The sequence below is a fragment of the Spirochaetota bacterium genome, assembly GCA_038043445.1.
In the GTDB taxonomy this organism is placed as follows: domain Bacteria; phylum Spirochaetota; class Brachyspiria; order Brachyspirales; family JACRPF01; genus JBBTBY01.
Genome location: JBBTBY010000028.1, coordinates 89,122 through 114,949, shown reverse-complemented (window position 1 = coordinate 114,949; position 25,828 = coordinate 89,122). Strand labels below are relative to the sequence as shown.

At 47.8% G+C, this 25,828-nt stretch carries 29 protein-coding genes; 9 read left to right on the top strand and 20 right to left on the bottom strand.

Annotation, left to right across the window (positions count from 1 at the left end; all coding sequences use genetic code 11):
* The 4 genes from AABZ39_05005 to AABZ39_04990 all read left to right on the top strand — a co-directional run.
* The coding region (locus tag AABZ39_05005; GenBank protein MEK6794112.1) for a cytochrome ubiquinol oxidase subunit I at positions 1-1,351 on the top strand (1,351 nt) is incomplete at its 5' end.
* Between the two features lies 1 nt (position 1,352).
* Entirely contained in the window at positions 1,353-2,315 is a 963-nt protein-coding gene (locus AABZ39_05000; protein ID MEK6794111.1) for a cytochrome d ubiquinol oxidase subunit II, read from the top strand.
* Positions 2,316-2,327: 12 nt separating this feature from the next.
* Complete coding sequence (locus tag AABZ39_04995; GenBank protein ID MEK6794110.1) at positions 2,328-2,876, top strand: rubredoxin-like domain-containing protein; 549 nt, start codon at positions 2,328-2,330, stop codon at positions 2,874-2,876.
* 5 nt (positions 2,877-2,881) lie between these two features.
* Positions 2,882-3,157 (top strand): hypothetical protein, encoded by a 276-nt coding sequence (locus AABZ39_04990; GenBank protein ID MEK6794109.1) that lies wholly within the window; start codon positions 2,882-2,884, stop codon positions 3,155-3,157.
* A 13-nt stretch (positions 3,158-3,170) separates the two neighbouring features.
* Here the strand turns inward: AABZ39_04990 and AABZ39_04985 are convergent, their stop codons facing one another.
* Positions 3,171-3,977 carry a hypothetical protein gene (locus AABZ39_04985; GenBank protein ID MEK6794108.1) on the bottom strand — a complete coding sequence of 269 codons (807 nt, stop codon included), beginning with the start codon at positions 3,975-3,977 and terminating at the stop codon, positions 3,171-3,173.
* Positions 3,978-4,083: 106 nt separating this feature from the next.
* Between AABZ39_04985 and AABZ39_04980 the strand changes: the two genes are divergently transcribed.
* From AABZ39_04980 to AABZ39_04965, 4 genes are all read left to right on the top strand, one after another.
* Positions 4,084-5,055: a TRAP transporter TatT component family protein gene (locus AABZ39_04980; protein ID MEK6794107.1), complete on the top strand. Its 972-nt coding sequence runs from the start codon at positions 4,084-4,086 to the stop codon at positions 5,053-5,055.
* A gap of 26 nt (positions 5,056-5,081) precedes the next feature.
* A complete protein-coding gene (gene dctP, locus AABZ39_04975) occupies positions 5,082-6,080 on the top strand; it encodes a TRAP transporter substrate-binding protein DctP (GenBank protein MEK6794106.1) in 999 nt (332 codons plus the stop codon).
* The gene (locus tag AABZ39_04970) at positions 6,081-7,955 is read left to right on the top strand and encodes a TRAP transporter large permease subunit (protein MEK6794105.1); all 1,875 of its coding nucleotides are present in this window, start codon (positions 6,081-6,083) and stop codon (positions 7,953-7,955) included.
* Between the two features lie 482 nt (positions 7,956-8,437).
* A complete protein-coding gene (locus tag AABZ39_04965; GenBank protein MEK6794104.1) occupies positions 8,438-9,463 on the top strand; it encodes a hypothetical protein in 1,026 nt (341 codons plus the stop codon).
* A gap of 148 nt (positions 9,464-9,611) precedes the next feature.
* Here the strand turns inward: AABZ39_04965 and AABZ39_04960 are convergent, their stop codons facing one another.
* The 5 genes from AABZ39_04960 to AABZ39_04940 form a co-directional block, all read right to left on the bottom strand.
* Positions 9,612-9,989: a GxxExxY protein gene (locus tag AABZ39_04960; protein MEK6794103.1), complete on the bottom strand. Its 378-nt coding sequence runs from the start codon at positions 9,987-9,989 to the stop codon at positions 9,612-9,614.
* A 423-nt stretch (positions 9,990-10,412) separates the two neighbouring features.
* Positions 10,413-11,489, bottom strand: coding sequence for a site-specific integrase (locus AABZ39_04955; GenBank protein ID MEK6794102.1), 1,077 nt, complete (start codon positions 11,487-11,489; stop codon positions 10,413-10,415).
* Between the two features lie 92 nt (positions 11,490-11,581).
* The gene (locus AABZ39_04950; GenBank protein ID MEK6794101.1) at positions 11,582-11,839 is read right to left on the bottom strand and encodes a hypothetical protein; all 258 of its coding nucleotides are present in this window, start codon (positions 11,837-11,839) and stop codon (positions 11,582-11,584) included.
* Positions 11,840-11,906: 67 nt separating this feature from the next.
* A complete protein-coding gene (locus AABZ39_04945) occupies positions 11,907-14,021 on the bottom strand; it encodes a hypothetical protein (protein MEK6794100.1) in 2,115 nt (704 codons plus the stop codon).
* A 1-nt stretch (position 14,022) separates the two neighbouring features.
* The gene (locus tag AABZ39_04940; GenBank protein ID MEK6794099.1) at positions 14,023-14,982 is read right to left on the bottom strand and encodes a hypothetical protein; all 960 of its coding nucleotides are present in this window, start codon (positions 14,980-14,982) and stop codon (positions 14,023-14,025) included.
* Positions 14,983-15,370: 388 nt separating this feature from the next.
* On the opposite strand from AABZ39_04940, the gene AABZ39_04935 reads away from it, so the two are divergent.
* Entirely contained in the window at positions 15,371-16,387 is a 1,017-nt protein-coding gene (locus AABZ39_04935; protein MEK6794098.1) for a hypothetical protein, read from the top strand.
* A 581-nt stretch (positions 16,388-16,968) separates the two neighbouring features.
* Here the strand turns inward: AABZ39_04935 and dnaE are convergent.
* The 14 genes from dnaE to AABZ39_04865 all read right to left on the bottom strand — a co-directional run bounded on the left by dnaE (position 16,969) and on the right by AABZ39_04865 (position 25,814).
* The gene (gene dnaE, locus AABZ39_04930) at positions 16,969-19,710 is read right to left on the bottom strand and encodes a DNA polymerase III subunit alpha (protein ID MEK6794097.1); all 2,742 of its coding nucleotides are present in this window, start codon (positions 19,708-19,710) and stop codon (positions 16,969-16,971) included.
* Positions 19,711-19,793: 83 nt separating this feature from the next.
* Complete coding sequence (locus AABZ39_04925; protein MEK6794096.1) at positions 19,794-20,915, bottom strand: DNA adenine methylase; 1,122 nt, start codon at positions 20,913-20,915, stop codon at positions 19,794-19,796.
* A gap of 619 nt (positions 20,916-21,534) precedes the next feature.
* On the bottom strand, positions 21,535-21,678 hold the full coding sequence (locus tag AABZ39_04920) for a hypothetical protein (protein ID MEK6794095.1): 144 nt from the start codon (positions 21,676-21,678) through the stop codon (positions 21,535-21,537).
* Positions 21,668-21,958, bottom strand: a complete 291-nt coding sequence (locus tag AABZ39_04915; protein MEK6794094.1) for a hypothetical protein — start codon at positions 21,956-21,958, stop codon at positions 21,668-21,670. Before AABZ39_04915 ends, AABZ39_04920 begins: the two co-directional genes overlap by 11 nt.
* Before the next feature lie 9 nt (positions 21,959-21,967).
* Complete coding sequence (locus AABZ39_04910; protein MEK6794093.1) at positions 21,968-22,261, bottom strand: hypothetical protein; 294 nt, start codon at positions 22,259-22,261, stop codon at positions 21,968-21,970.
* Between the two features lie 12 nt (positions 22,262-22,273).
* Complete coding sequence (locus AABZ39_04905; protein ID MEK6794092.1) at positions 22,274-22,645, bottom strand: single-stranded DNA-binding protein; 372 nt, start codon at positions 22,643-22,645, stop codon at positions 22,274-22,276.
* A 5-nt stretch (positions 22,646-22,650) separates the two neighbouring features.
* Positions 22,651-23,058, bottom strand: coding sequence for a hypothetical protein (locus tag AABZ39_04900; protein ID MEK6794091.1), 408 nt, complete (start codon positions 23,056-23,058; stop codon positions 22,651-22,653).
* Between the two features lie 8 nt (positions 23,059-23,066).
* A complete protein-coding gene (locus tag AABZ39_04895) occupies positions 23,067-23,375 on the bottom strand; it encodes a hypothetical protein (protein ID MEK6794090.1) in 309 nt (102 codons plus the stop codon).
* A 5-nt stretch (positions 23,376-23,380) separates the two neighbouring features.
* Positions 23,381-23,560, bottom strand: coding sequence for a hypothetical protein (locus tag AABZ39_04890; protein ID MEK6794089.1), 180 nt, complete (start codon positions 23,558-23,560; stop codon positions 23,381-23,383).
* 215 nt (positions 23,561-23,775) lie between these two features.
* Entirely contained in the window at positions 23,776-24,060 is a 285-nt protein-coding gene (locus tag AABZ39_04885; protein MEK6794088.1) for a hypothetical protein, read from the bottom strand.
* Complete coding sequence (locus AABZ39_04880; GenBank protein ID MEK6794087.1) at positions 24,044-24,301, bottom strand: hypothetical protein; 258 nt, start codon at positions 24,299-24,301, stop codon at positions 24,044-24,046. Before AABZ39_04880 ends, AABZ39_04885 begins: the two co-directional genes overlap by 17 nt.
* Positions 24,302-24,369: 68 nt before the next feature.
* Positions 24,370-24,540 carry a hypothetical protein gene (locus AABZ39_04875; protein ID MEK6794086.1) on the bottom strand — a complete coding sequence of 57 codons (171 nt, stop codon included), beginning with the start codon at positions 24,538-24,540 and terminating at the stop codon, positions 24,370-24,372.
* Between the two features lie 453 nt (positions 24,541-24,993).
* Complete coding sequence (locus tag AABZ39_04870; protein ID MEK6794085.1) at positions 24,994-25,368, bottom strand: hypothetical protein; 375 nt, start codon at positions 25,366-25,368, stop codon at positions 24,994-24,996.
* Positions 25,369-25,424: 56 nt separating this feature from the next.
* Positions 25,425-25,814 (bottom strand): hypothetical protein, encoded by a 390-nt coding sequence (locus AABZ39_04865; GenBank protein MEK6794084.1) that lies wholly within the window; start codon positions 25,812-25,814, stop codon positions 25,425-25,427.
* Positions 25,815-25,828: the final 14 nt, after the last annotated feature.

Genomic DNA, 25,828 nt, shown 5'->3' with positions numbered 1-25,828 from the left:
AGATGAGGAGAATATCATGTTCGAAGTCGCGCTCGCCCGCATGCAGTTCGCGCTTACGATAGGATTTCATTTCCTGTTCCCGCCGATAACCATCGGATTGATCTGGTTCATCCTTGTCATTGAAACGCTCGGCTGGCGGAGAAATGATCGATCGTATACCGCACTGGGGGTGTTCTTCGGAAAGATCTTCACCATTACGTTCGCGGTCGGCGTTGTAAGCGGCATAGTCATGTCGCTTCAATTCGGGACGAATTGGGGAGAGTTCACAAAATACTCAAATGCCCTGTTCAGCAGCATACTGCTCATCGAAATATTCTTCGCGTTCTTCATAGAGTCCACATTCCTCGGCATTTATCTATTCGGGCGACATAAGGTGCCGCGCTGGCTGCACTGGTTCTCGATCGTCATGCTGGCCCTCGGTGCGACCCTTTCGGCATTCTGGATAATCGCGGCGAATTCATGGATGCATTCGCCGGCGGGGTACGCGCTGTCGAACGGAAAAGTCGTTCTTACCGATTTGGGTGCGGCGATCTTCAATAAAACGACATTTCCCCGCTTCTTTCACACCATCGTCTCCTGCCTCGTCATAGGCGCATTTTTCGTGAGCGGTATCAGCGCGTATCTCATCGCGACGAAGAAGGCGATCGTCTATGCGAAAAAAACGCTGCTCATGGGGCTTACGGCAGGTCTCGTACTTTCCGTGGTGCAAGTAATACCGTTCGGTCATATGCAGGTGCTGGCGGTCGCGGAAACGCAGCCGGCGAATCTTGCCACCATGGAAGGGCTCTACGAAACACAGAGTAATGCCCCCCTGCTTGTTTTCGGCATCCCGATAGAGCAGCCGCCATACATCACCAATCGCATCGAGATACCGGGATTATTGAGCGTCATGCTGAGCGGCAATCGCGATCATGTCGTCGCCGGGATGCGATCGTTCCCCGAAGAGGACCGACCGCCGCATGCGATCACCTTCCTGTCATTCCATGCCATGGTAGCCATCGGCATCGCCATGATAGTCATAATGGCATCCTCTCTGATCCTGCACGTGACCGGGAAACTATCCGTCATGAAGCCCCTGCTCTATCTATTGGCATTCCTGTCTCCCCTGCCCATTGTCGCAACACAGCTCGGCTGGATCACGACCGAGGTCGGCAGACAACCGTGGATAATATACGGTTTGCTGAGGACAAAAGACGCCGTATCGATTTCCGTATCCGCGAACGCGCTTATCTTCTCGCTTGTGCTCATCGGCGCGCTCTACATCATCATCATATCGCTCTATCTGTTCCTCTTCGTACGAATACTGCGCAAAGGCCCGCCGGTGGATAAAGCGCTCGACGTCGGGGGTTGATATGCTGGAAGCGGTATGCTTCATACTGTTCGCATCGCTCACGGCGATATATCTCATCGCCGATGGATTCGATCTCGGCGTCGGAACGCTCTCGCTTTTCCTTCGCGATACCCGCGATAAAGCGGCGGCGGCGTATGCGCTCTGGCCGATATGGAACGGGAATGAGGTGTGGCTGCTGAGCGCGGTGGTGCTTCTCATGGCCGCGTTCAGCCCCGTGTACGCGGCGATACTGAGTTCATTCTATATTCCTGCCATACTGCTTGCCGCGGCGATAATATTCCGGGGCATCTCGCTTGAGTTCTACGATAAGGTCACGAACGCATTCCTGAAAAACACCCTCTTTCTATTTTTTGGCATTGGCAGCGCCTTCATCGCATTCGCCGTCGGATTCGTAGCAGGAAATGTCATGCGCGGCATACCTTTTGAGAGCGGATCGTTCACCATACTCCCTGCGCTTATCGATCCGTTCTCGCTTTTCATGGGATCGTCCACGTTGTTTTATTGCGCCCTGCACGGGGCGGTATTTCTCGGATACAAACAGCATGGGAAGGCAAGGGCATTCTTCATGCCCGCATTCATCGCCTTTATCGCCTCCGCTGCCGGCGCGACGCTGTCGGGGACGCTGACGACATCGCTCGGCACAGCATTGGGAAAACCGCTCGTTTTCCCCGCCGTCGGCCTGTGTATGGCTGCCCTCACCTCGCTATTCTTCGCATCTCGCCGCGGACACACACGTACCGCATTTGTCTTATCTTCTCTGCTCGGTATCGGAGCGGTCATAAGCTGCGCCGCGATCATGTTCCCGAATATGCTCGCCACGCCCGGCAGGATGCTTACCGCATATTCGGCCGCATCAAGCAACCTCCCCGTGATCATCGCCATAACGATCACCGGCATCCCGCTTGCAATTTGTTTCAATATACTATCCTATTGGGTATTCAGGACCGTTCGGAAGAAACAATAGATGGAGTTCAGTATGAGATCACAACTTCGATGCAAGGCATGCGGACTTATCGTCGAGGAGAAGCGGTTGGGAAATGTGTGTCCCGCCTGCGGCGTCAAGCGCGCTGCGTTCGAACCATATCAGAATCCCGTATCGGAGACGCGCGAACGCTGGCTTGCGCTTGATATTCATCCTGTTGTAGTTCATTTCCCCCAGGCGTTCATTTTTTCATCGCTCCTGCTCCTGCTTTCGCTTTTCCTGAGCACGCCGTTCACCGACACCATCATGGCCGGGGCGCGCATCATGCTGCTGGCAATGCCTGTTGTGATCTGTGCGGCTATCGTGAGCGGCATTGCTGACGGCATCGTTCGCTTCAAAAAATTGATGACACCGTCGCTCATACGGAAGATCGTACTCGGCGCCTGTGCGTTCGCGGCGTCGGTCGTCATTGCGGCTTTCGTCATTACATCGGACCTGACGCATTTCATGATCATCCTCGGCCTGAATGTGCTTGCAGCGGCATGCTCGGTCATACTCGGGCTCATCGGCGCACGCCTCACCTGCGCGAAGCTCCCCGGTTGAACAGCATGAAACTCTTCATGCGTTTCTTCCCGAAGGCGGTGAATAAGAACATTACCCTGTACAATGTGTTCACCGTCATTCTCTGCGCGATATTGTTCTTCAGTTTCTTTTTCATCATGTCGTCCATAGCGTTCTTCATCCTGCCGCTAGTCGCGGGGCTGTCCGGAAAAGAGATCGGCGGGGCCGGGCTCATCGTCATGCTCCCGTTCTCCATTCTTGCAGTGGATATCGTGCTCTGTCTGGTGCTCCTCGTCACGAACGTGCGGCTCATGGACCAATGATGGAGCGCATTCGTTATTTCCTCTCGAGCATCCGTTCCGCCCTCAACGCTTCGAGCGGTATCCTGACCAGCACGGGCTTCTGCACAAGGCGTGCGATGTCCCTCATGCCGGCAAGCGTTTCCGGAGAATGACGGAACAATTCGCTCATCGTGCAGAAAAAGACATACTCCCGGCCGTCGATGCCGAAATTCTCATAATTCACCCGCATATCATCCCATGCCAGCGCACGGAACGCCGCACGGGATGAGAGTTCCCTGCGGAACGCCGCATCGACGATACGCTCCACTTTCGTGTGATACCGCTTGTCAAAAACATCGAAAAAGCTCCGCCGCGCACCGGTCCGCACATCGAAAAGAAGATATCGCACCGTACGGCTCGGATGGCCGTCGTTCATGAGCATGGTCTCATCGATCTTGACGCTCACCATGCGTGCATCTTCATATGTCCTCGATGCGGTCACACCCCATGCCCAGGGGCTCATGAGCGGGTCGTTCTTCGCATCCTCGCGGCAGAGATTCAGGAACCAATCCGCCGCGGCCTCGTACCCGTTCTCATCGCCGGTTATATCCTTCATCAGCTCCTGTTCGATGCGTTCCGCGGCGGCAGGCTTACAGGTGTTGCTGAATGAACCGTATTCGAACCGTACTTTTCCCTTAAGCTCATCGTTCATCCCGATATAGGTACGTTCCAATATTTTCCTGCGCTCGGGTGCTGCTGACGTGCACGCCGTCATCGCACCGATAAGACCGACGCAGATGAGAGCGCCGACGAGTACCGACCTTTGTCCGTTGATCATAGTAGAGCGAGTATACAATATCATATTTTTTATTGGAATACGGCGGCGATGCGCTATCTATGTGCTCTCGGTTTCCAAAACGCTTGCAGAAATCATTGATTTGCCGTATAACTATTGCCGGGTGATCGACATGAGCTTCAATCGAGCCTTGAGCAAGAGAGTATCGATAATGCATACCGTACGTCCCTTTGCCGCTCTGGCGGTATTTTTCCTGCTTACCTCGTGTGCTGTCGACAAAATGGCGATAAATATGGTCGCCGATGCGCTTTCCAAGCCCGGAGGCACCGTCTGGACGGGCGAGGACGATCCCGAACTCGTCGCCGATGCCATGCCCTTCGCGATAAAGCTCTATGAGTCGCTCCTTGAGGGCGCACCGGATAACACCTCTCTCATACTGTCGCTCGGCAGTGTCTATGTCATGTACGGCAATGCCTTCCTGCAGACGCCGGCGTCCATGCTCCCTGTCGCCGATTATCAGAAAAAAGAGGCCATGCTCGCACGTTCGAAGAAATTCTTCATGAAAGGGAAAAATCTCCTTATATCCGGTCTCGAAAAGAAACACCCCGGTGCTGCAAAACTCATAGCCGAAAAGAAAACGAACGAGATGAACAAGCTCATGACGAAGGACGATGTCGGCTATCTCTACTGGCTCGCCGCGGCATGGATGAGCGCATTTTCCGTGAACGCATTCGACATCGATGTGGCCGTGGGCGTGCCGGTGGCGCATTCCCTTATCATGCGGGCGCTCGAGCTCGACGAATCGTATTCGAAGGGCGCGATCCACGATTTCCTCATATCATTCTACGCCATGGTGCCGCTGAGCCTCGGCGGCGGAGATGACGCGAAAGCGAAATATCATTATGAGAAAGCGCTCAAACTCGCCGGCGGCATGTCCGCCTCGCCCTATGTCACCTATGCCACGGCCATGTCGGTAAAGATGCAGAACGTGAAGGAATTCGACGAGCTCATCGAGAAGGCGCTAGCCGTAAGCACGGCGGACGTCTATGACGGACGCCTTGCCAACGTACTTACGCAGCGGCGTGCGAAGTGGCTCAAAGAGCACCGAGGCGATATCTTCCTGCTTGACGACGATAAAAAGTAATGAACACTATGTATCCCGGAGGACACATGAGAACGATACTGCAAAGAACCATTATTTTCGCGGCGGCTTTTTCAGCCATGACTCTATCGCTTGCCGCGGCAACGCTCAAGATAGCATCCGTTGCGCCCGAGGGTACGCCGTGGGGTGCTGCGCTCAACAAGATGGCCGGCGAATGGCAGAAGGCTTCCGACGGGAAAGTAGTACTGAAGATATATCATAACGGCATTGCCGGCGGCGAATCGGATGAGATACGCAAGATGAAGATCGGCCAGCTCCAGGGCGCGGTCGTCACGAGCTTCGGCCTGTCCGAAATAGCACCGGAAGTACTTTCATTGAGCATACCGTGCCTCATCGACGGTGATAAGGAACTGGAATACATCTTCAAGAAGATGCAGCCCTACTTCGCGTCCAAGGTAGAAGCGAAAGGATACAAGGTCGTGGCATGGTCGCGCGCCGGCTGGGTGCGCTTCTTCTCGAAAAAACCGATATTCTATCCCGCCGACCTCAAGGTGCAGAAGATAGCCGCGAACGGCGACGATCAGGCATTGTTCCAGACATGGAAAACGATGGGCTATACGCAAGTGCCCGTGAACATCCCCGATATTCTCATGGCGCTCAACAGCGGCATGATCGATGCGCTCTATTCATCGCCGATAGCGGTGGGCGGTTTCCAGTGGTTCGGCCTTGCGAAGAATATGTCCGAGCTTAAGATAGCCCCGTTCATCGGCGCGATCATCATAAAAGATTCGGTATGGAAGACCATTCCCGCGGATGTGCAGCCGAAGCTTACCGCTGTCGCCAAAGGGCTTGAGACCGAGCTCAATGAGAACGTGACGAAGCTCGAAGCGGACGCCATCGTCACCATGCAGAAATACGGTCTTGTCGTCAATCCGGTGAGCGACGATGCGCTTAAGGCGTGGAAAGCCGAATTCGAAGCCGGCTATTCGAAAATATTCGGGAAGAGCTTCTCGAAGGAAGTATATGACATCATCGTGGGCTACAAGAAGGAATTCAGGGGAAAATAAATGAAGAAGATCGTCGGCATTTTCCGCGGCGTCGAGAACGGGGCCGCATTCACCATACTTATCCTTATCTCGGTGCTCTGCTTCGGTGAAGTGGTACTCAGGAAATTCTTTCAGACCGGTATAGAGGGTTCCACCAATATCGTCACGCATCTTACGTTCCTTATCGCCTTCATCGGCGGCATGATAACCTCGCGCGAGAACGGCCACCTCTCCCTGTCCATAGGCCTCGAGGCTATGAAGAACAAGCTTCGGACTTCGACACACATCGTCGGCGCATGTCTCGGCGCGACCGTTACGACAGCGTTCGCCTTAAGCTCCCTGTCGATGACGCTCATCGGTTTCAGCGATCGTACCATTAACTTCATCCCCGTGCAGTATTTCGGCTTCATCATGCCCATCGGCTTCATCGTCATGGCGGTGCGCTTTATAACGCTTCTGCCTGCGAAGCCGCTCGGCAAAACGCTCGCCTCGCTCGGGTTCCTGTTCGGGGCATTGCTCGGCTTTCAATCGGTGACGAAAATAGCCGAGGCGCTTCTCGGCACCATGCCCGCATGGATGGCGTCACTCGATCCTGTGTGGCTCACCTCCATGCAATTCTTTGCGATACCGATGATAGTCGGGCTTATCGTCTTCGCCATGCTCGGCACGCCTATTTTCATCGTGCTCGGAGGGATCGGATATATCCTCTTCGCCCAATCCGGCGGAGCGCTTGAGGTCGTTCCCAACGAAGCGTACACGCTCCTTACCAGCAATTCCATCCCCGCCATACCGCTCTTCGCCGTCGTGGGCTATGTGCTCTCGCAGAGCAAGTCCGGGGAGCGATTGGTCCGTTTCTTCAAGGCGTTCTTCGGATGGATGCCGGGCGGCACGGCCATTGTCGCCGTCATCGTCTCCGCTTTCTTCACCACGTTCACCGGCGCCTCCGGCATTACGATACTCGCGCTCGGGGGGCTCCTTTCCTATACGATGATAAACAGCGGGAAATACAAGAGCGAATTCGCAACGGGATTCCTCACCTCTTCAGGCAGTATCGGCATCATTTTTCCGCCGTCGCTCGCTGTCATCATGTACGGGTCGCTCGCGCAGGTAAGCGTGCTCGATCTCTTCTTCGCAGGCATCATCCCCGGCATTCTCATGATAATCGTCATGTCGAGCGCCGGTGTTTTCGAATCGCTCAAGGAAAAGCTGAAACCCGAACCGTTCAGCATAAAGGAAGCGATCCTTGCCTTCCGTGACGGATTCTGGGACATCATGCTTCCGGTGTTCATCTCGGTGTTCTATTTCACCGGGACCATGTCCATCGTGGAAACGGGCGCCTTCGCCGTGTTCTATGTGCTTATCGTTCAGCTCTTCGTCTACCGCGATATCAAGCTTAAGGCGCTCCCGGGCGTGGTGCTGAAAAGCGTCCCCGTCATCGGCGGCATACTCATCATCGTTGCGCTCGCAAAAGCGCTTTCCTACTTCATCGTGGATGCGCGCATACCGATGATGCTCGCCGATTGGGTAAAGACCACTATCGCATCGCCGATAGTATTCCTTCTCCTCCTCAATCTCGCGCTTCTTGTCGTGGGCTGTTTCATGGATATATTCTCGGCGATCATCGTGGTCGTACCGCTCATCATACCGATAGCAGCGGCGTTCAATATCAATCCGGTGCATCTGGGGATGATATTCATCATGAACATGGAGCTTGGATTCCTCACGCCGCCGGTGGGGCTTAATCTCTTCCTCGGCTCGTACAGCTTCAATAAACCGCTCAGCCAGATAATTAAGAACATCGTACCGTTCTTTATCCTGCAGCTTATCGCGGTGCTTATCATCACGTATGTGCCGTGGCTGTCGACGTTCCTGCCGAATCTGATAAACGGTAAATAAGAAACAACCCCTATCCCCGACCCTTTCCCCTTCAAAAGGGGAAAGGGAGCATAAGCCGGCTTGCGTTTATACGAATAGTCTCTTGATTCCAAAAATAATACGGAAGTTTGTGTTTACAATGATTTGATGTATACTTATTCGTAATACTTTTGATACGGATACATTATGGCGCTTTCGATGAGGAGATAGGCAAGCGGGCCATTGAGATTGCGAAAGAAGTACACTGCACCGTTGGCGGGGAGCGAAGCGGTGAAAAAAAGGACGGAGAAGTAGGCGGTTTTATGGCGGTGTTTAATTGCGCATATCAGTCGCTATGTTCAAATCATAAAGATAGAAGAACAGAGTTGCCAGGATTAACCGGATTACAGGATTACACGGGTGATGAAATCCGGTTTATCCGGGAATCCGGGTATCACTTCTTTTCTGCTCATCCACAGAAACATTTAATATGAATTATTCCACACATAACGCGAGGAAACAATATGAGAAACGAAGTCCAAGCCATTCGTATTGAAATTGAAGCCGTCATAAACGATAATCCAATTCGAGAAAAAATCCTAAATGGATTTAAAAAATACGAGGGCGACACCCAATATCAGTTGCTGGGAGCAAAAGAGGTATTTGATAAATTATGCAACACATACTCAGCCATACATAAAAGTTTAGAAATTATTGAATATTATCCACAAGAGTTCTTTGACGACCTCCAAAACAAAGTAGTTAATTTTAAAAAAGCATTACTCGACATGCTTGATAGTTATAGTATTGAAAAAGCGAGCGCTGACCCAAATAGAATGAACGGTATGAGAAAAGAAATTCATAAACTTGTCAACACTAATTATTTAAATATTTTATGGCTATATATTGAAAAAATAAAAGTCAGCACACTGGATACAGAAATATACATGTCGCGTAGCGAGCAGTATTTGGCTAAGATTCAAGACGTATTAAAAAGCACCAGCGACATCGAGGCAAATATAAAAAACATTAAAGAACATGCCGAAGAATCAGCTGGCAAAATTGGAATATCTACGCATGCAAAGATATTCTGGCATCAAGCACTATTCCATGCGGCACTTGCGGTTTTATTCGCCGCTATAATAGGGATAAGTCTTTATTTTGGGTACATGGAAATAATGGCATTGTTACAAAACACAATTCAATTGAAAAACGTTGCAAATATAACTGGGAAAGAAGTTGTCGACCTGCTGCAAAAACTATTGATTCTATCGATATTTTCAATTGTATTGTATCAGTTATTTAAGAACTTCAACGCACAAATGCATCTCTATGTAATTAACAATCATAAGAAGAACGCTTTGCTGACATTCCGATCTTTTGTCGATGCCGGGGAAAGCGATGTCGATGTGAAACATGCCTTATTAATGATGACTGCGAAATCAATATTTGATATCAATCAAACAGGATATATTAAAGACAACAAAGAAGATGGCGATATCAACATGTATGATTCTGTACTAAATAAATTGAAAGAAAAAGATAAATGAAGATAAAAACGAAGAGCTGTCAGGATGAACCAGATACGCAGAATTATATCGGCAACAAAATCCGGTTAATCCGGAAATCCGGGTATTAAACATCTTCCTCTCTTGGGGCCGCATGTCATGTGATATACAAATGATATACGGAAAATGATTACTCCCACGGCGATATTCTTTTATATTCCAGCGACCGTGCACCGAAATTGATAAGCAGCCCGACGCGCAGATTAGCCGCCTTGAGGTAATGTTTTACCTGATAAACATGTTGCAGGGTTAACACGTCCGTCCACTTGGTTTCGACTAGCACCAAGCCGTTGACGAAAAGGTCTGCGAAGTATTCTCCGACGATTTTACCTTTGTATTCGATGATTAGCTGCTTTTCCCTTTCCGTGTGCAGGCCTTGTAACGCAAGCTCGTGAGTGAGTGCATTCTGATACACGCGCTCAAGGTAGCCCGAGCCGAGGGAATTATACACCTCGAAAGCCGCGCCGATGACCTTCTCTGTGATGGATTGAAAATGAAGTGATTGCATGTGAACCTCCGTTTTCCGCTCCCTACGCACTCCCGTGCGGGCTGTCGGCGCAAATCGCCATCCATGGCTCGCGCCACCTGACACATCCGTGTGTCACGGTCAAGGGCGAGGAGCTGTACTCAGCGACGAGTTCATTTCACCCTTGATAGACCGTGCGGGTGTGCGTATCTTAAGGAAAAGCGGAGGTCGCATGCAATTCGCTTCGAATCATCTGTACGGAATTGATAGCAGTGAAAGAGAAGAGTCACCCGGATGAACTGTTGCACAGGATGTGCAAAGATAATTAACTGTCTTACTTGTTAAGTAATTCGTGTTGTAAAAAGTCTCGATTTCCCAGAGAAATCAATGGGTTTTCGAGACCTTCTTTTCAGTACATGTATCACCGAGGTGTAAAAAGGCATGTTGCCCATATGTTGCCCACGATTAAGAAGCTTTCGGCGGCGTTATGATGCCGTCAAGCACCTTCACCTTCTCTCTGCCGACATCACCTTGGTAATGTGCGTATCTGAGCGTCATTGCCATCGAGGCGTGGCCGAGCAGCTCTTTTAACACGTCCAATCCAGCGCCACGCATTCTCATAAGCACGGCGAAGACATGACGTAAATCATGCAGTCTCAGCAATGAGCCATCGCCCTGTCGTGCAAACGAAAGTTGCGCTCGCAGCTTATTCCAGCGAAGTAGTACCTGCGCATAGCTCATCGGCATGCCATTCATGCTCAAGACGTACTCTGTCGCCGGTTCCAACTGCCGTAATTCACGCAAATAAACCAACAGGTCATCGGGCATCGGAATAGTTCGACGCTTCTTAGACTTTGTGGCATGTGCCCAGAGGGAGATGTAGCCATTTTCGAGGTCAACGTCTGCCCACTTCAACTTGCAGGACTCACTGCCGTCGCGCATACCCGTGAATATGGCGAGCATGACGACGCGCTTCATGATACCTACAGCCTTTGTAAAAAGCTCCTGTATCTGTTCAGTGGTTAGGTGAATTACGCGTTCGTTGTCTTCCTTTGTCCTTAATCTCTGAGCAGGATTAGCCGTTATATACTCGCGGTTAATACACCAATTAAAGAAGCACGAAAGCGAAGCAACGATTTTATTTATTGTGGCTGCCGATAGCACACTTTTATGCTTCGAAGTAGGGTTTGCCCTTCGATGCGCAAGATATTCTTCAATGTGATGCCGCTTGATCTCGCTCAGGTACTTCTTGCCGAAGAACTTCACCGCTTGATTCAGCACCGACGTCTCTCGATATACAACCTCAGCGGTCTTCTTACCCGTGATCCACTCAATGTACTTTTTCACGATGTCAAAGAACTTATGCTTGGCAATGACGGAGCCGTTCGAATCGTATATCTCCCGCTCCCAGCGTCGGTATAACTCAACCACCGCTGAGGCCGGGCATGTTACGAGCCTTCGGAAGCGGTTACCCAACACCCGAAGGTCAAACACGTAACGGCGTTTCCCGTTCTTGCCAATGCCTATTTGTCTGTATCCCATAGTTTCTATTCTCCTTTTTTCTACCGGATGAATGGTCGCTATGGTTTACGTTGTCTTCCATAGGGTACCATTCTCATGCAAAAATGCAACGGTCAATACGGGTTTTTCTTTATTGATTTGATGGCCTCGTCTGGATCGATGAGGTAACGTTTCCCGCCGATACGGTATGCGGGAATGATTCCCTCACGTACCTTTTTTCTGATCGTGTACGGCTCGAGGCTAACGCAGCAGTCATGTAGCTCTTCAACTGTAATCAGCTGCTTTGATAGCCGACGTGCCCTCTGCTTAGTCTCCGTCTCATTTGTTTCCAGGTAGAGAGGCGGTACTACCACTGTTTTGTCTTGACGCATCCGGTGCTCCTTATGATTTTATTCAAAATATTCCGCCTCGGTAGCGAGATGGAATATTTCAAATCAATCATGAACTTAGTTTATTCCCTCCTGGGGATCTATTCGTTTTGTTCTTCTCCGCATCAATAGAGGCCTTGATCTCATCCTTAAAACTATCTCCAGTCGTTAGGGGCGGAGTTTCCTCGGCAAAAAAGAGATGCTCACTCAAAACATACATGTCTGCAGAACATTTGCGCTCAGTAGCTTCCTTCGATGGGCAATCGTCTATTGTCTGAGGCGTAACAATCGTAAACTGCGGCAGGTCGTTTCCTTCTTCGACAAGATATCCGGCACCTTTCAGCTCCCGAGTTATTTTCGCCTTAGTATACGGAAACCTACCGGGGACGAAGTCTCTATGTTGAAACAGAGCGCTCGCGTTGATTAACACCTTTTTTTCAGCCCTAAGCCGAATAACAAAGATATCGTTGATGAACCCATTATTGGAAATGATCTCTACAGTGCGGCCGTGACGGCGAATCCCATCTGCACCGCCGAAATCTCGGGCATGAGTCGAAATCAATCCCCGTATCAGATTTATGAAAATCTCCACGGGTGTTCCTGCTTGCGTTTTTGATCGGTATTGAACACCGTAATCCAGTAGATAATCGAAAAACAAATCTCTCATCGCACTTAGTTCCGGGTAATCAACATGTTCACCAAGGAATGTTGCCAAACGATTGAACGTATAGTAAATAATCGAAATGAACCGCTTGGTCCTGTCTCTTATTTGCGGAGCCCTCGCCGAAAAGACCGACATTATATCACGTACTTCGGACTCAACCTGACTTGGCGCAATACCGATTGTACATTTCAAAAAGCCGATAAAAGCGCTCGGTAGGTTTCTGGCATGTATGCTATCGTATGCAGTCATATCAGCATCCTGAATCAGAAAAGATGGCTTTCGACCATCAATCGCTTCGTCCTCTACGGGGTCGAGACAAATCTCGAATATCCTTTCATCAACAGCGGGGCCGGCATTAATCGGGGATTCACTGTTTATGATCACGTTCGATACAATCCGATCGCATTCACCAAAGTTTTTTCGCACCCTTCCAGCACCATCTGCAATTCCAACTAACCGCTCAATCCATCCATGAAAAACATGGAGTGACATATTTTCTCGTCGAAGATTATCGATGACGACAACAAGCCCGCGAATCTTTGACAGCAGATCAAATATGCCGTTAACCGTCGATGAAAAGCTCGGGAAGCTTTCGCTATTCCGGAACAGCCCCATGAAACCCATAAGGACGCGTTCCATGGTTGTCTTGCCGGACGACGGCGGGCCTATAACGACGATCGTTGGTCGTTGCCAACCGATGCTGACGAGTTTATTTACGATCACAGAGGAAAAGATATACACGAGAACAAGCATGGCCTCCATAACCCGCTTTGATTTTATTATGCAATCGAACATGAAACGCACGGCAGCTTTTAGCGGCGCTGTGATGGACGAACGTGACTGAAGCACATTATATGGTTCGAGGTAAGCCTCGAAGTCAGTTGCCGAATCAATCCGTTTGTATGCTGTCTCTATCACCGAGCCATCAGGACTGATTCCCCCATCCGTGAAATAATACGACGGGTTTTTATTTCTGCCGGATCCAAGATCGCGAGTGTATAACTCTTCCTTTTTTGTAGCAGGCTTCAATTCGCGTATTAAATGGTGGAGTAGAGCACCACCATTGCGCATGAGGCTCTCGTCGATATATGCATCGCTTCCCTGTTCCTTCATAACTGCATTGAGGATTTCGTTGACGATTTCTCTAATATCTGATGATGTCGTCAAGACGAGTATTTCCTTTCCGCCCTCTAACTGAATACGATATTCCATTAAACTATCGCCGCCATTGATATCTTTGAAATGCGTGGTCTGGCATGCGACGAAACTACTCAACTTGACGCTATCGTCCTCACCTCCCGGTATCGAACGATAAGTAAAATCACTCATACGCACGTACGAGCGTCCTTTGTGGCACCATTCCGCTTCAATCGTTGGCTGAACTTCCTGCTGGGCCGAAGCGGGACAAACAACGCCAGCGGACGATGATTTCGGAAGATAAATCGGAAGATCATCATAATAGGGCGACACCGTTGCTACGTTAACGTCTCCAGAAAGATAGATATTCTCTTCGTCTTGCATTTCATGCCTCCTGAGCATAAAGTTTTTGTTGTATTTCCAAAATCCGCGGGTTTGATACCGCAGTTTTGTTTCGTTGTTGGATGGCCTCATGAAGTAACTTTCTCTGAGGTGATGAGACGTTACAGTTTTTGTCCTTAATCACCGCTTTGGCCCGTTCCGGATCGCCGGCATGCTCTTCCAATATTCTATGCATGCCTTGTACCTTCAAAAAATGATCGAATGACTCATCCGACTCAGGTATCGCCGCGAACCCACCTGAAAGCAGATAATTAAAATAGTTTGCGAGCACAGGCGTTTTACTATTGAGCACGTCAGATAATTTACGAGTGTCGATACCAAACTTATATTTGATGTCCGCATAGGTTCTAATGTTAAGCTCAACGCGCATAACATCTTTTGATTCTGCAAGAATAGCAGCTCTTTTATTCGGAGAGAGAGCGCGAATATATCCCGGATGGTCGAATAGCTCATAATATTTCAAGTAGAATGTGACGCGGTCTTTTGCACCCGGTCCAGAAAACACGATAGACTTTTCTCCATACAGTCGGCACGACACGCCTTCCGCTGAAATACCTGCAAGCACCGGAATATATTCATTTGTCACTCGTTGCATGCGGAGATTCTGCGCCACGTCTATGCGGCATACTTCCGCTGCATCGAGTAATGTGTCGGAATCTACGGTGATGACGCCGCTCTCATTTAATTGCCGTATGGCATCAGTGATGTTATTATTATTGATTAATCCGAAACTCGATAGCAGCTTTGAGGAAATTATTATCGTGGTATCATCATCGGCTATGGCAACGTCAACGAGGCCAGGGCAGCGCAGATATCGGGGCAAGTTATTCGTGAGCACTTTCTTTTCTAGTCCTTTAGATGACTTCGTATAGAAGGCCTCTGGTTTGAAGGCACGCACTACTTCCCGTGGGATTGATATTTTTATTGTATCAAACGAGTTCATTGCCGGTCACTCAGATTGCTATCTTATCGCTTGTAATGGATGCCACAGATGCCTGTTCCTAATTAAAAGATACTCAGTTACCTATATATAGTATACTCTGTGTGCTATAAGTCAAATTCATGAAGGTCACATTTTGAATATATGACTCGATTTAATAGTATTTCAATTCAGGTTCAATAATAGTACTACATATGATACATATATTAAAATAGTCTAGAATGATCAAGTCTCAGGGCCATATCAGGTGCGAGCCATTGCCCCCGCTCTAATACGCATCCATAATTGACTAAACTATGTATCTGACGTATAATATAACCGAGGTAAGATTATGCCTGTTATGAAATTGCCTGTCCCTACGGCTCGGGAGTTTGAGATACAGAAAACAGATATGAACGCCGACATCGCGGAAACCCTTGAAAATGATCCATTGTGCAGAAGCATCGCTAAAACCTATATTGACCTAGGTAAAAGTATAGACCCTGACGGAATATATCAACTCGCTGCCGATCAATTGAAATATCCTGAGCTTTATCTTTTTGCATCACCGAACCCTTTTATTATAGAAGATACCGTGATTATGCTCGAGCATGCGATGATAGGTAAGACACCGGACTATATAGCCGCCTGCCGGAAACACCTCGATGCGTTGATTCAAAATCTGACGGGCGGGAAACTGACCTACACGTTATTCTCGGGCGAACTGAAAACCATATACGACTTCAATGGTCATGACCATCCGCTCAAGCCGAGCATAAAGCTCGTAACGAGCGATATCTTCTCATTGAATATTTACCAGCGGAGGGTGAAGGATTTTTTATGGCAAGAAGCGTTACTTCCCAAGCCAGATAAAATCGAGCAGTCCATCCGTATCGTAAATAACCTTACCCTATTGCTGATTAAGCATAACGATGGAATACTTGTAACGTGGGGTGAAAAGCCAGCCGACAAGGTAGATAAAGCTCTATTAAACAGCGGGCTAGAAGGTATAAAGATAACGGGTGTGCGTCTCGCTGAACTGATTAACACACACCCTGCCATCGGCGGCTTGTTGCATGGTACAAAAGTAACGATTGAACCGTATTACATTAGTGCCCTCGAGCGATCGTTTTATAACTATGGCTTCTGGGGACTTTTTGACCTGAAACGAATGGTCCGCGCCCCGGAAGATATTACTTTAAATTACCGGCTTCGCATTCTTGCGGACGCCCTCCGCGGTATGTCCATAGCCGATATGAAAAACTGTTATAACCGGGAGCGAAAGAAAGGTGATGAACTCGAAGACCATCATATTAAGCATCAATTGTGGGCGCTTAATACCATCCTGCCCGGGGAGCGCTACCATTTCAAAGCCAGGGAAGCGGCGCTTCTGAACCGCTTCAATACAGATACTGTTAAAACGAACTAGAATTCTAGATATCCAGAATTCTAGTATTCTAGATGGAAAGGGACATAACTCACAACGGCCACCGGTGTATAATTCTAGAATTCTAGTTTTCTACTTATCTAGCAGTATATTGTATTGCGGAGCATGGGATCACCTCAGTCTGCGCAACTTACTCGTCCCGCCGCTCTATAACTATAGCTTAAAAACAGCACGATTCGTCCTGTCGGTGTTCAATATTTAAACACTTCTGCAATTATTCCCATCTCAGTAGTTGCCTATAGGCCGCTCTGTTGTAGTATTACCTCGGTACATGGCGGCCGTGTACTACCCTTGCACGGTCATCCCCTTGGGGCATCGATAGGGTGGACGGATCGCTCATTGTCCCTGTACATTTGACGACAATTGGCGGCCTCAGATACAGCCCCACTATCGCTCATAACAATACTTTAAACATGCTGGGGAAGCTTACGGTATGAATGTGTCAATTAGATTGGGCTGCTACAATGCCCTGCTCACAAACCTGCTTCTCATCACGATTCCATAAATGTTTTAGATATACTCGTAGAGCGCGCGGCTTCGCCCTCCGGCACGATCGACGGTCGTTATTTCTGACGCTTGGTACGCTTTTGTCGCTTGCTGTCTGACTGTTGCCTGATCCGTCCAAGTTCTTGCAGTTTGTCTATGACCGATAATATTTCTCCCGGCGCTTTATTAAAACAACTGAATGCTCCGGCGCGCGCCATCTTCGTGTATACGCTCCGGGTCATCATCTTATTCGGCACGCGCTTCGCGAAGTCTATCAGGTCTTTGAACTTCCCATTCTTTTCACGTTCAGCGACAATAGTGTCTATGACTACGCGCCGTAGCTTCTCGACAGTGGCAAGTCCCACAACTAATTTCCCGTCCTGGGTCGTAAACAAATAGTGGCTGTCGTTCACGGACCGTGTGACAACCGCAATTCCTTTTCTCTTCGCCAGAGTTAGATATTTTCCGACGGTTCGATCGCAATCGTCCAGTATGTGATTTAATAGCTCGACGTAATATTCCAACGGAAAGTGGCTCTTCAAATACATTTCCCAATACGCTATTAAGGCATAGCATACCGAATGAGATTTATTGAACCCATATTTGGCGAATTGCAGCATCTGTTCGTATATCTTGGTAAGCATATCAGGCGCGTATCCAGCCCCCGTTCCCCTCGATATAAAGTCGCCCCTCATCTTGAAAATAATGTCCTCGTTCTTCTTGCTCATAGCCTTACGCAAATCATCAGCCTCAGATGCCGAGAATCTACCCAGCACTCGGGCAATCTGCATAATCTGCTCTTGATAGATCATAACGCCATAGGTAGGTTCAAGTATATTACGAATATCTTCATGAGGATATGTGATTGCCGCTCTGCCGTGCTTTCTTTCACAATAAATATTATGCATTCCCGATCTTAATGGCCCGGGCCGATATAGCGCGAGGGTATCGACGATATCATTAAACTTTCTCGGTAACAACTTTAATAACAGCTTCCGCACGCCGGTGCTTTCTAGTTGAAATATCCCGTCAGTGTCGGCAATTCTAAATGCTGTAAAAGAAGCCACGTCATTCATCGGGATTTTATCGGTGTGAATAGTAATGTTTCTTGATTTGTTTATCCGTTTAATTATTCTTGTTATTAGACTTAGATTCTTATTGTTGAGAAAGTCAATTTTTACAAGCCCTGCTTTCTCCGCCGCGTGCTTGTCGAAATGGATAGCTATTTCTTCCGACTTCGGACGTTTATATAAATGTGCATGTTCCATGGCCGGAGCGTTGGAAATTACTACCCCGGATGGATGTATCCCAGCGCTCCGCACAAGACCTTCAAGGTGAATCGCAATGGCATAGATTGCTTTACATTGCTGATTGTTATTTATTAAATCGGTAAATTGTTTATTGTCTCGATAATTCTGTTCGAGACTAAAATCATCATCAATAATATCGGACCATGCGTTCACGATCTTTGGCGAGACCCCCATCGTTCGACATACGTCCTTGAATGCACTTTTCGCTTTCAGCTTTGAGTACGTCATAAGACGCGCTACATTATCATCCCCGTAGATACTTTTTACAAAACGTATCACTTCGTCGCGCCTATCATCAGGGAAGTCAATGTCAATATCCGGCATACTCTTTCTGTCAGGGTTTAGAAACCTCTCGAAAAGTAAATCATAATCTAATGGGTTTACTTCAGTAATACCGAGTGCATATGCAACAATGCTACCTGCCGCAGATCCTCTACCTGGTCCTACTCTAATTCCGGCTTCCTTTGCATATCTAATAAAATCCTGCACTATCAGAAAGTATCCGTCGAAATCCATTTTGTGTATTGTATCAAGTTCATAAGTAATGCGATCACTTGCAACGGCTGGAATATATCCCTGATACCTGTTATTCAATCCTTCATTGCATAGTTTTCTTAAATGGCCTGTCGGATTTGTTGAACCTTCGCCTTTATACGATGGCATGAAATAGCTTTTGGCAATAAGATCAAGATCACATTGGTCTGCGATAATGTTTGTGTTTTCAATGACATTCAAATTGTCTGGAAAAGCCGATATAACCTCGTCTTCACTCTTGAAATAAAAACCGTCACTGCCAAAACGCATACGTTTCTCATCTGACAGCAGCTTTCTTGTTTGAATAGCTAATGCAACATCATGATAGATTGAATCGCTTTTATTAATGTAATGCACATCATTGGTGATGATACATTTTATTCCGCACTCTTGTGCGAGCCTAGATAAATCCGTATTTAATGCCTTTTGCCCAGGCAACCCTTGATACTGTAATTCGATATAATAAGCATCTCCAAAAATGCTCTTATGCCAGAGAGCTGTTGTTTTGGCTTCGTCGTATTTTGATTGTAGCAGAAGTTGCGGAACTTCGCCAGCAAGGCATGCGCTCGCGCATATCAAGCCTTTGTTATATCGCTCAATAAGTTCGTGGTCTATGCGCGGCCGATGATAAAATCCCTCTGTATACCCGAGTGAAATTAGTTTACTCAGATTCGAATATCCTTCTCGATTCTTCGCAATTAGTATTAAATGCCTTGCAGTTTTTTTATCGTCCGAATTTACAGTTTTGTATAGTCTACTTCCAGGAGCAACGTAAACTTCACAGCCAATAATCGGCTTTATACCCACCTTTTTAGCAGCAGAAGTAAACGCCATCGCTCCGAATAAATTGGCATGGTCAGTAATCGCGCATGCCTTCATACCGTATTCATTTACCTTAGCAATCAGCCGATCGATTCTACATGCCCCGTCGAGGATCGAGTAATCAGTATGCACGTGAAGGTGTGTATAAGCCATATGTTTTCTGAATTATACGGCTTACATCTCGAAAAGTCGATGACTAGAACTCATTACAATATCCTATATGTGAGAGACTGCCATTATATTTTTTTAACAAGGAATAGATATTCTGTCACGTGTATATCACGACCGGATAAGTTTCGACTTCCTCTGAAAGCATTGTATTTTGTATCGAGCACCTCGACCGTGCCGATCTCTGCCAGCATGTCCGTCATCTCTTTCAGAGATATGTAGCCTTCCGAGTTATAAGAGATCAGCAGATACTTTGCGCGCACTGATTCAACTAGCTGTTTCATTGCCTTGGCAGCGGTACTCTTGTAATTGTATGCTGACCGATTCCAGTCAACAGGAATGCCGGAGACGGGGCTTGTCTTCGTAGGGCGTTTGTACTCCGTTATCAGATTAAGCAAAAAGTAGTTCGCGCCAAAAGAATGTTGATTATACGGCGGGTCGATATAAACGAGATCAACCTCGGGCACATTCAACACAACTTCATTTGCATCACCTCGGTGAACAACGACTTCACAATCAAAATTACTGAATACTGGGAAGGGCAATGTTATATCCCCCATGATGCGCGACAGGGCGTCTTCGTTCTTGCCACCGAACTGGCCAATGCCATTGTTCTTAAAAAAGCCCTTGAACACGCCCGATGTATTTGTATGGATAGATGCTTCGGACAAAAGTGGAGCAAGGAAGAAGCTCCTTAAGTATGGACTCAAATCCTCCATGCACTGCCGCGCCGTATCAATATAGTTTGCGTTCCTTGTCGTATAGAATACACGCTCTCCACGTTGAATGTTTTTATCATCTCTTGGCGCGTACATATCAGTAATAAATCCTGATCTGAGTGGCGCGGAGTCCATCTCATCTATTATCGAATCATATATCCCGCGCAGCAGACGCAACTCGCTTTCCGATGGCGATGCCAGATAGCAATTGCTTACGACCTCGGCGTACTTCTCAAGGTCATTTACAATAAGAGTCTTTGCGTGCTGTTTTAAGAAACGAGACACTGCTCCAGTGCCGCTGAACGGCTCGAATATATCGAGTTTGTCTTTTCCAAGCCGCTGCTTGACGAGCGCCACACCTTCGCCAATGAATCCGAGCAATGATCGCTTATTGCCGATGTAGGTTAAAAGCTGCTTGGTCAGATAGGTCTCGCTTTCCGCCTGAGTATCAATAGTTATCGATGTGTCCATATATTGCCGCCTTGTATCGTTCATACAATAGATTCTAGCATGCTGGCAGGCCATGGTCAATTAAAGGATTTTAGGTGGCTCAAAACAGCCCGTCGCAGGGTGCGGTGAACTACCGCACAGTGCGGCGATCTGTCTTGAGAATCTGCTTTTCTGCTTCCGCATGCTGTTATAATGGTTATCAGGGTTCACTGGGAATTACTTCCTGCAATAGTACCATTAGACCTGCGAAAAACGAAAGGAAACGCAGTATCGTATACTTGAACAAAGCATCTGATAGAGCAGACGTTCCGGTTATCTATGCCACGCTTCGCATGCTGCAACTGTTATTACCGCACTTACCGCAGTGCGATACCGAAACAAAGCGTGCGGAGATGCCGTTCTCAGCGAATGAGTGATGCGACGTGCAATGCGGCGATTCACCGCACCTCTGCGGCAGCCCAATGCGGCGGCAGGACATATGACCATCGCTCACAGTCTTATATTGGACCAGGTCCCCCATCGGTAAAAGTAATATTTTCATTGTCTATCTGCCGCCAATTGAATACTTTGCCAAGAAAAACGGAGCGAAAACACTGTTGATCAGCGTCATCGTCCCGTTTCGATCGAATAATTGATTTATTTACAGCCGATCAGATACGTCATCGGGAATGCCCTCGTAGCCCTCGTCGCGGTCGTCTTCAGGATACTCATCCTGCCGAACATACTCAGGCCACTGCGTCTGATCATCGTCATCATCGTCCCACGGTGAGTTATTAGCATGCATTTTCATTTTCCTCCGTAAAAACATTTCCATTGAACCGATATTCGAACTGCTGACAGAATGCGATAATCTCGTCGCGGCAGTTGTCCCAGATGTACTCGCCTGCGAACCAAGGTGTCTGCATTGATTCTGCTTTGTCAACGGCGATTTGCATATCTTCACTCAGACGTTCATACGGCGTATTCAAGAAGCATTTAATCGCAGACTGGATAGCGCGATTCTGTGCTGCTTCAAACAATTCGTCGTATGCATAAACTGAGTATGTAATCGATACTTTTTGCATAATCACACCTCAATAACAATCGTAAAGGACATAATCATCGCCACGTTTCTCAGCGAATGCTATGTCCATACGAATCGCTTCTTTGATATACTCCGAGACCTTCTCGTTCTCGACGGCTATTTTTAGCAATGCGACCGGCACTTCGATAGTTCCGATTCCATCATAGTTTCGATGGTCATGTATTTCGCTGGTCTTATTACAGTTTGCCGCCTCCATTACTTCCAGAACATTGTCATGCCAGAGTGAGAAAGACTCATGCTCGGCATAGACAATTTTATCTATTCGATGTGCGTTGCAGCCCATAGAGCCTCCCGTTTATTTTGCTCCATCATGATCAACCGTTGCAGTCGGCACAGCTTTCCTGACGCCGATGAACTTAACGTTCGCGGCAGTTATCGTAACTTCCTTCAGCTTCTCTCCGTTCTTGGTCTGATAACTGTCCTGCTTGAGATTCCCCGACACAAGCACAGGATTGCCTTTCTTGAGAGACGCAGCACAGCGCTCACCAAGCGGACCCCATGCCGTCACTTTGAAGAAGCTAACCTCGTCGATAAGGTTCTTCCCCTGAAAGTAGTAGCGGTTGTTGGCGACCGTGAATCTGCACACGGACTTTCCACTCTTCGTCTTATGCATCATTGGATCAGCTGTTATTCTTCCTTCTACCACAACCAGATTGGTATTGCTCATAAACTTCACTCCTTGTTCCATATTGTTTTTTGAAACGCATCAGTCTCACGCAGCAAAACAAGCATGAGAGTCTGCTTTACATCATAAAGTGCTTTAAATAGATGCGATTGATCGGCGCGTCCTTCACTGCACTGATATAAAAAGCATTGCAGGTCAACGAGAGTCTGATATCGATCATCCGCCCACATATCTTTGAACTGATGCGAATACGGCTCTCTATGTAAGTATCGCTCCCATATCGCAAATCGATTGAGATTATGCATGTGCCGCGCAAGCAGCTTCGGATTTGATGGGACATCGTATCCGAGGCGCTTGATAGGATGAGATAGGTATCTGTCGCCACCAGCGGCATCCGCCCAGAGCATAGCGACAATACGATTGATTACGTTGTCATTGACTATATATGCGCTCATGTTTCACCTCACACCATCATTTTGCCAGCCGCTGATGCAGCACGATAGATTTCAACGCACACCTGATGCGTGATGTCGTTGACAATCTCTTTTATTTTCTTTTCATCGACGTATAGCTCGATTTCATCAGATTGTAGTCCGTATTGTCCGGCAGCAGTGTTGATCACTTTTTCACGGATTAACCGTTCAAGCATCTCCATGACTTCTGCCGGAAGCATTCCGAATGCAACAATCGCATCTTGCCCGCGTTCCTCGATAAGGTTATACATTCCCTTGCCAATTGCCTCAGTGTCGATGACAAGTCCATACTTTCGCATAGTACTCATTCATCCGCCTCGATCATGAATTTGCCGACTGAATTGCCGTTCTCGTCCATGATCTTTCCGCTGATGTCACCGCGCCGCAGCTTCGGTGCAACTTTCTCAACCGCTTCAGCAATGTCCCAGCGATTGCTCATCGCCGCGTTGCCAAGATTGATCTCAAGCGTAAATTTGCCGTTCATATCACACCTCTTTTATTTCGAGTCGATACCTCTGACCTTTCAGGCGCAGACGTACGTTCTTGCACAATCCTTTTCCCGTCGATACAAGCCATATATTTCCAGTAACCGGCGTTAACGTGATTGTGCTGCCGAAGTAGTACTCCGACACCATGATACGCGCCCTTTCCATCGTATAGGTCGAGCATACGATTCGATAATTTTCAGCAGGAATTGTGTCATGCATCTTGCTGCTCCCATGTTTCATACAAAACGACGCAATGTGTACGTCGTCCAGCCAGCGAGAAGCATAGGTCACAGAGTTCCATGCTGAAGGTTTCATCTTTCTCGCTATCGCCCAGCGATATATGCATGCCTTGTTTCGCCATGCTTGACAATGACTGCCGGATCTGTTTCTCCTGCCTTGCATCCACGATGCCACTGTAATCATCGTTAGCGACAACCTGAACGCAGTCATCGCATAACATGAATTTGTCTTCCCATATTTCAAGCCGCGTCTGCATATAGCGCCCCCAATTTCATTGCCTTGACGATGAGCGTATCAGCGTTCAGTCGTCTATCAGTAGACGCATCCTGAAACGTGTCATCTATTAAATTATAGATAGACCAGCCGTTGGCGGCAGTCCAATAAACATGCTTGCTACTGCGCAGGCCGCCGTTCATCGATACTATAAAGACTTCAACGCCACTGTCACTGTTAGCAAGCTGGCGCAGAGCCTCGATGCTTTTTATTTGTTTTTGCATACACCCTCCATTTTAACAACGCTATTATGTCCGCGATAATGTCAAAGATTGTTGTCTTCATATTGATCCTATGCGACCATACGATCATAATAGGCAATGCCATCATCACCAAGTTCTTCCGGCAGCACCTCATATTGCTCGCCACAATGAAGGCATTTTACTTCCACTGTTATTCCGTAAAACCCGACGCCGATCATCTCGATCACGCCGCCACATTCTCGGCAGACTCTTCTATCCATTTTGTCCTCCGATTAAATTGATTTAATACTGCTGATTCAGGATATACACGAACTACTCGCAGCAATCGAACGAACGATCCGGTTTTCCTGCTCAGAAATGATTTATAATTGTCAAGCATATGATATGGCCGCATAGATGAAGAAATATGTTCTGCGCGATACAACGACCATTCAGATGCCGTTCCAATTAGTACAGGTACATCAGGTTTGTGCGACATGTACAGAAGCAGTAGATTCATATCGGAAGGAGGTTGACCATTCAAAGTCTTCACCTTCCAGCGAAATGAATCAAAGCCGTCAAGCGCGCCACGTCTATATTGTTTCAGTCCAAGATATGCGAGCCCCATCAATGCGCGAATCAAACGTGTGTCGTAGGAAAAGTCAAACATAATTACCTCCGATGATAAAACGAGTTAGAGACGATGAAGAACATCACCTCTAACTCTATTTCTGTCACGCAGCCTTCACCGGCGCAGCTTCGACGTCTTTTATATCGAATAAATATCCGACCGAATAGTAACGGATATTCGTTTCCGTTCCATCCTCATTGAGTTTCCGCCAGACTCTCGGCAGAAGAATTTTCACGCCTTTGCTGCCTTTACGCACACGCTTGCCAAGATTGTTCCATGTGCGCAGTGAGTGCAATTCCGTTGCTTTGCCATTCGTCTCTGCGAACGCAAGCAAAAGGTTATTGAAGCTGAACGGCTTCTCAGTATGCGCCGATATACGCGTGATGAAGTCAGCAAAGTCTTTCGTCACATGCTGTTCATCGCAATTCTGTCGCAGAGCGGTTAATCTCGCGACAAGTCCCTTCGTTTTCTCAGTCATAAAATGCTCCATCGTAATGATTATCAGGAGTAAAAACTATTGGCTAGACCAATAGATTATTGATAGTGTCGCGAATCACAGAGCACACGCTTGCGACCAACGAGGCGATACGCGTTGACGATGAATATGCGTCCGCGTCGAATCAGGTCATACTCATAATCCACGCTTGCTTGAACCGGCGGCACATCGATGGCGTACTCACCGAGACCATGTTCGTGTTTGACGGCAGGAACCTTCGCCTCGTTGGCATCTTCGAACAAATCAAGCTTTGCCCAGAATATAAACGCTACTGCCATATAGCGCGGATCATCACTTTTGCCATCATTCCACTTGAGGAACTCATCAAAATGATCCATCACTCCACCTGGCATGCCATCAAAGCCGCGGAATATCCGGACTCTGATTTTATCTTTAATGAAATTGATCACGCACGTTGTAAGCTTCATCTGAATTGTTCTCC

Coding starts and splice junctions, on each gene's coding strand:
- AABZ39_05000 (MEK6794111.1), top strand. CDS start 1,353: ATGCTGGAAGCGGTATGCTTCATACTGTTCGCATCGCTCACGGCGATA.
- AABZ39_04995 (MEK6794110.1), top strand. CDS start 2,328: ATGAGATCACAACTTCGATGCAAGGCATGCGGACTTATCGTCGAGGAG.
- AABZ39_04990 (MEK6794109.1), top strand. CDS start 2,882: ATGAAACTCTTCATGCGTTTCTTCCCGAAGGCGGTGAATAAGAACATT.
- AABZ39_04985 (MEK6794108.1), bottom strand. CDS start 3,977: ATGATATTGTATACTCGCTCTACTATGATCAACGGACAAAGGTCGGTA.
- AABZ39_04980 (MEK6794107.1), top strand. CDS start 4,084: ATGAGCTTCAATCGAGCCTTGAGCAAGAGAGTATCGATAATGCATACC.
- dctP (MEK6794106.1), top strand. CDS start 5,082: ATGAGAACGATACTGCAAAGAACCATTATTTTCGCGGCGGCTTTTTCA.
- AABZ39_04970 (MEK6794105.1), top strand. CDS start 6,081: ATGAAGAAGATCGTCGGCATTTTCCGCGGCGTCGAGAACGGGGCCGCA.
- AABZ39_04965 (MEK6794104.1), top strand. CDS start 8,438: ATGAGAAACGAAGTCCAAGCCATTCGTATTGAAATTGAAGCCGTCATA.
- AABZ39_04960 (MEK6794103.1), bottom strand. CDS start 9,989: ATGCAATCACTTCATTTTCAATCCATCACAGAGAAGGTCATCGGCGCG.
- AABZ39_04955 (MEK6794102.1), bottom strand. CDS start 11,489: ATGGGATACAGACAAATAGGCATTGGCAAGAACGGGAAACGCCGTTAC.
- AABZ39_04950 (MEK6794101.1), bottom strand. CDS start 11,839: ATGCGTCAAGACAAAACAGTGGTAGTACCGCCTCTCTACCTGGAAACA.
- AABZ39_04945 (MEK6794100.1), bottom strand. CDS start 14,021: ATGCAAGACGAAGAGAATATCTATCTTTCTGGAGACGTTAACGTAGCA.
- AABZ39_04940 (MEK6794099.1), bottom strand. CDS start 14,982: ATGAACTCGTTTGATACAATAAAAATATCAATCCCACGGGAAGTAGTG.
- AABZ39_04935 (MEK6794098.1), top strand. CDS start 15,371: ATGAACGCCGACATCGCGGAAACCCTTGAAAATGATCCATTGTGCAGA.
- dnaE (MEK6794097.1), bottom strand. CDS start 19,710: ATGGCTTATACACACCTTCACGTGCATACTGATTACTCGATCCTCGAC.
- AABZ39_04925 (MEK6794096.1), bottom strand. CDS start 20,915: ATGGACACATCGATAACTATTGATACTCAGGCGGAAAGCGAGACCTAT.
- AABZ39_04920 (MEK6794095.1), bottom strand. CDS start 21,678: ATGCATGCTAATAACTCACCGTGGGACGATGATGACGATGATCAGACG.
- AABZ39_04915 (MEK6794094.1), bottom strand. CDS start 21,958: ATGCAAAAAGTATCGATTACATACTCAGTTTATGCATACGACGAATTG.
- AABZ39_04910 (MEK6794093.1), bottom strand. CDS start 22,261: ATGGGCTGCAACGCACATCGAATAGATAAAATTGTCTATGCCGAGCAT.
- AABZ39_04905 (MEK6794092.1), bottom strand. CDS start 22,645: ATGAGCAATACCAATCTGGTTGTGGTAGAAGGAAGAATAACAGCTGAT.
- AABZ39_04900 (MEK6794091.1), bottom strand. CDS start 23,058: ATGAGCGCATATATAGTCAATGACAACGTAATCAATCGTATTGTCGCT.
- AABZ39_04895 (MEK6794090.1), bottom strand. CDS start 23,375: ATGCGAAAGTATGGACTTGTCATCGACACTGAGGCAATTGGCAAGGGA.
- AABZ39_04890 (MEK6794089.1), bottom strand. CDS start 23,560: ATGAACGGCAAATTTACGCTTGAGATCAATCTTGGCAACGCGGCGATG.
- AABZ39_04885 (MEK6794088.1), bottom strand. CDS start 24,060: ATGCAGACGCGGCTTGAAATATGGGAAGACAAATTCATGTTATGCGAT.
- AABZ39_04880 (MEK6794087.1), bottom strand. CDS start 24,301: ATGCAAAAACAAATAAAAAGCATCGAGGCTCTGCGCCAGCTTGCTAAC.
- AABZ39_04875 (MEK6794086.1), bottom strand. CDS start 24,540: ATGGATAGAAGAGTCTGCCGAGAATGTGGCGGCGTGATCGAGATGATC.
- AABZ39_04870 (MEK6794085.1), bottom strand. CDS start 25,368: ATGACTGAGAAAACGAAGGGACTTGTCGCGAGATTAACCGCTCTGCGA.
- AABZ39_04865 (MEK6794084.1), bottom strand. CDS start 25,814: ATGAAGCTTACAACGTGCGTGATCAATTTCATTAAAGATAAAATCAGA.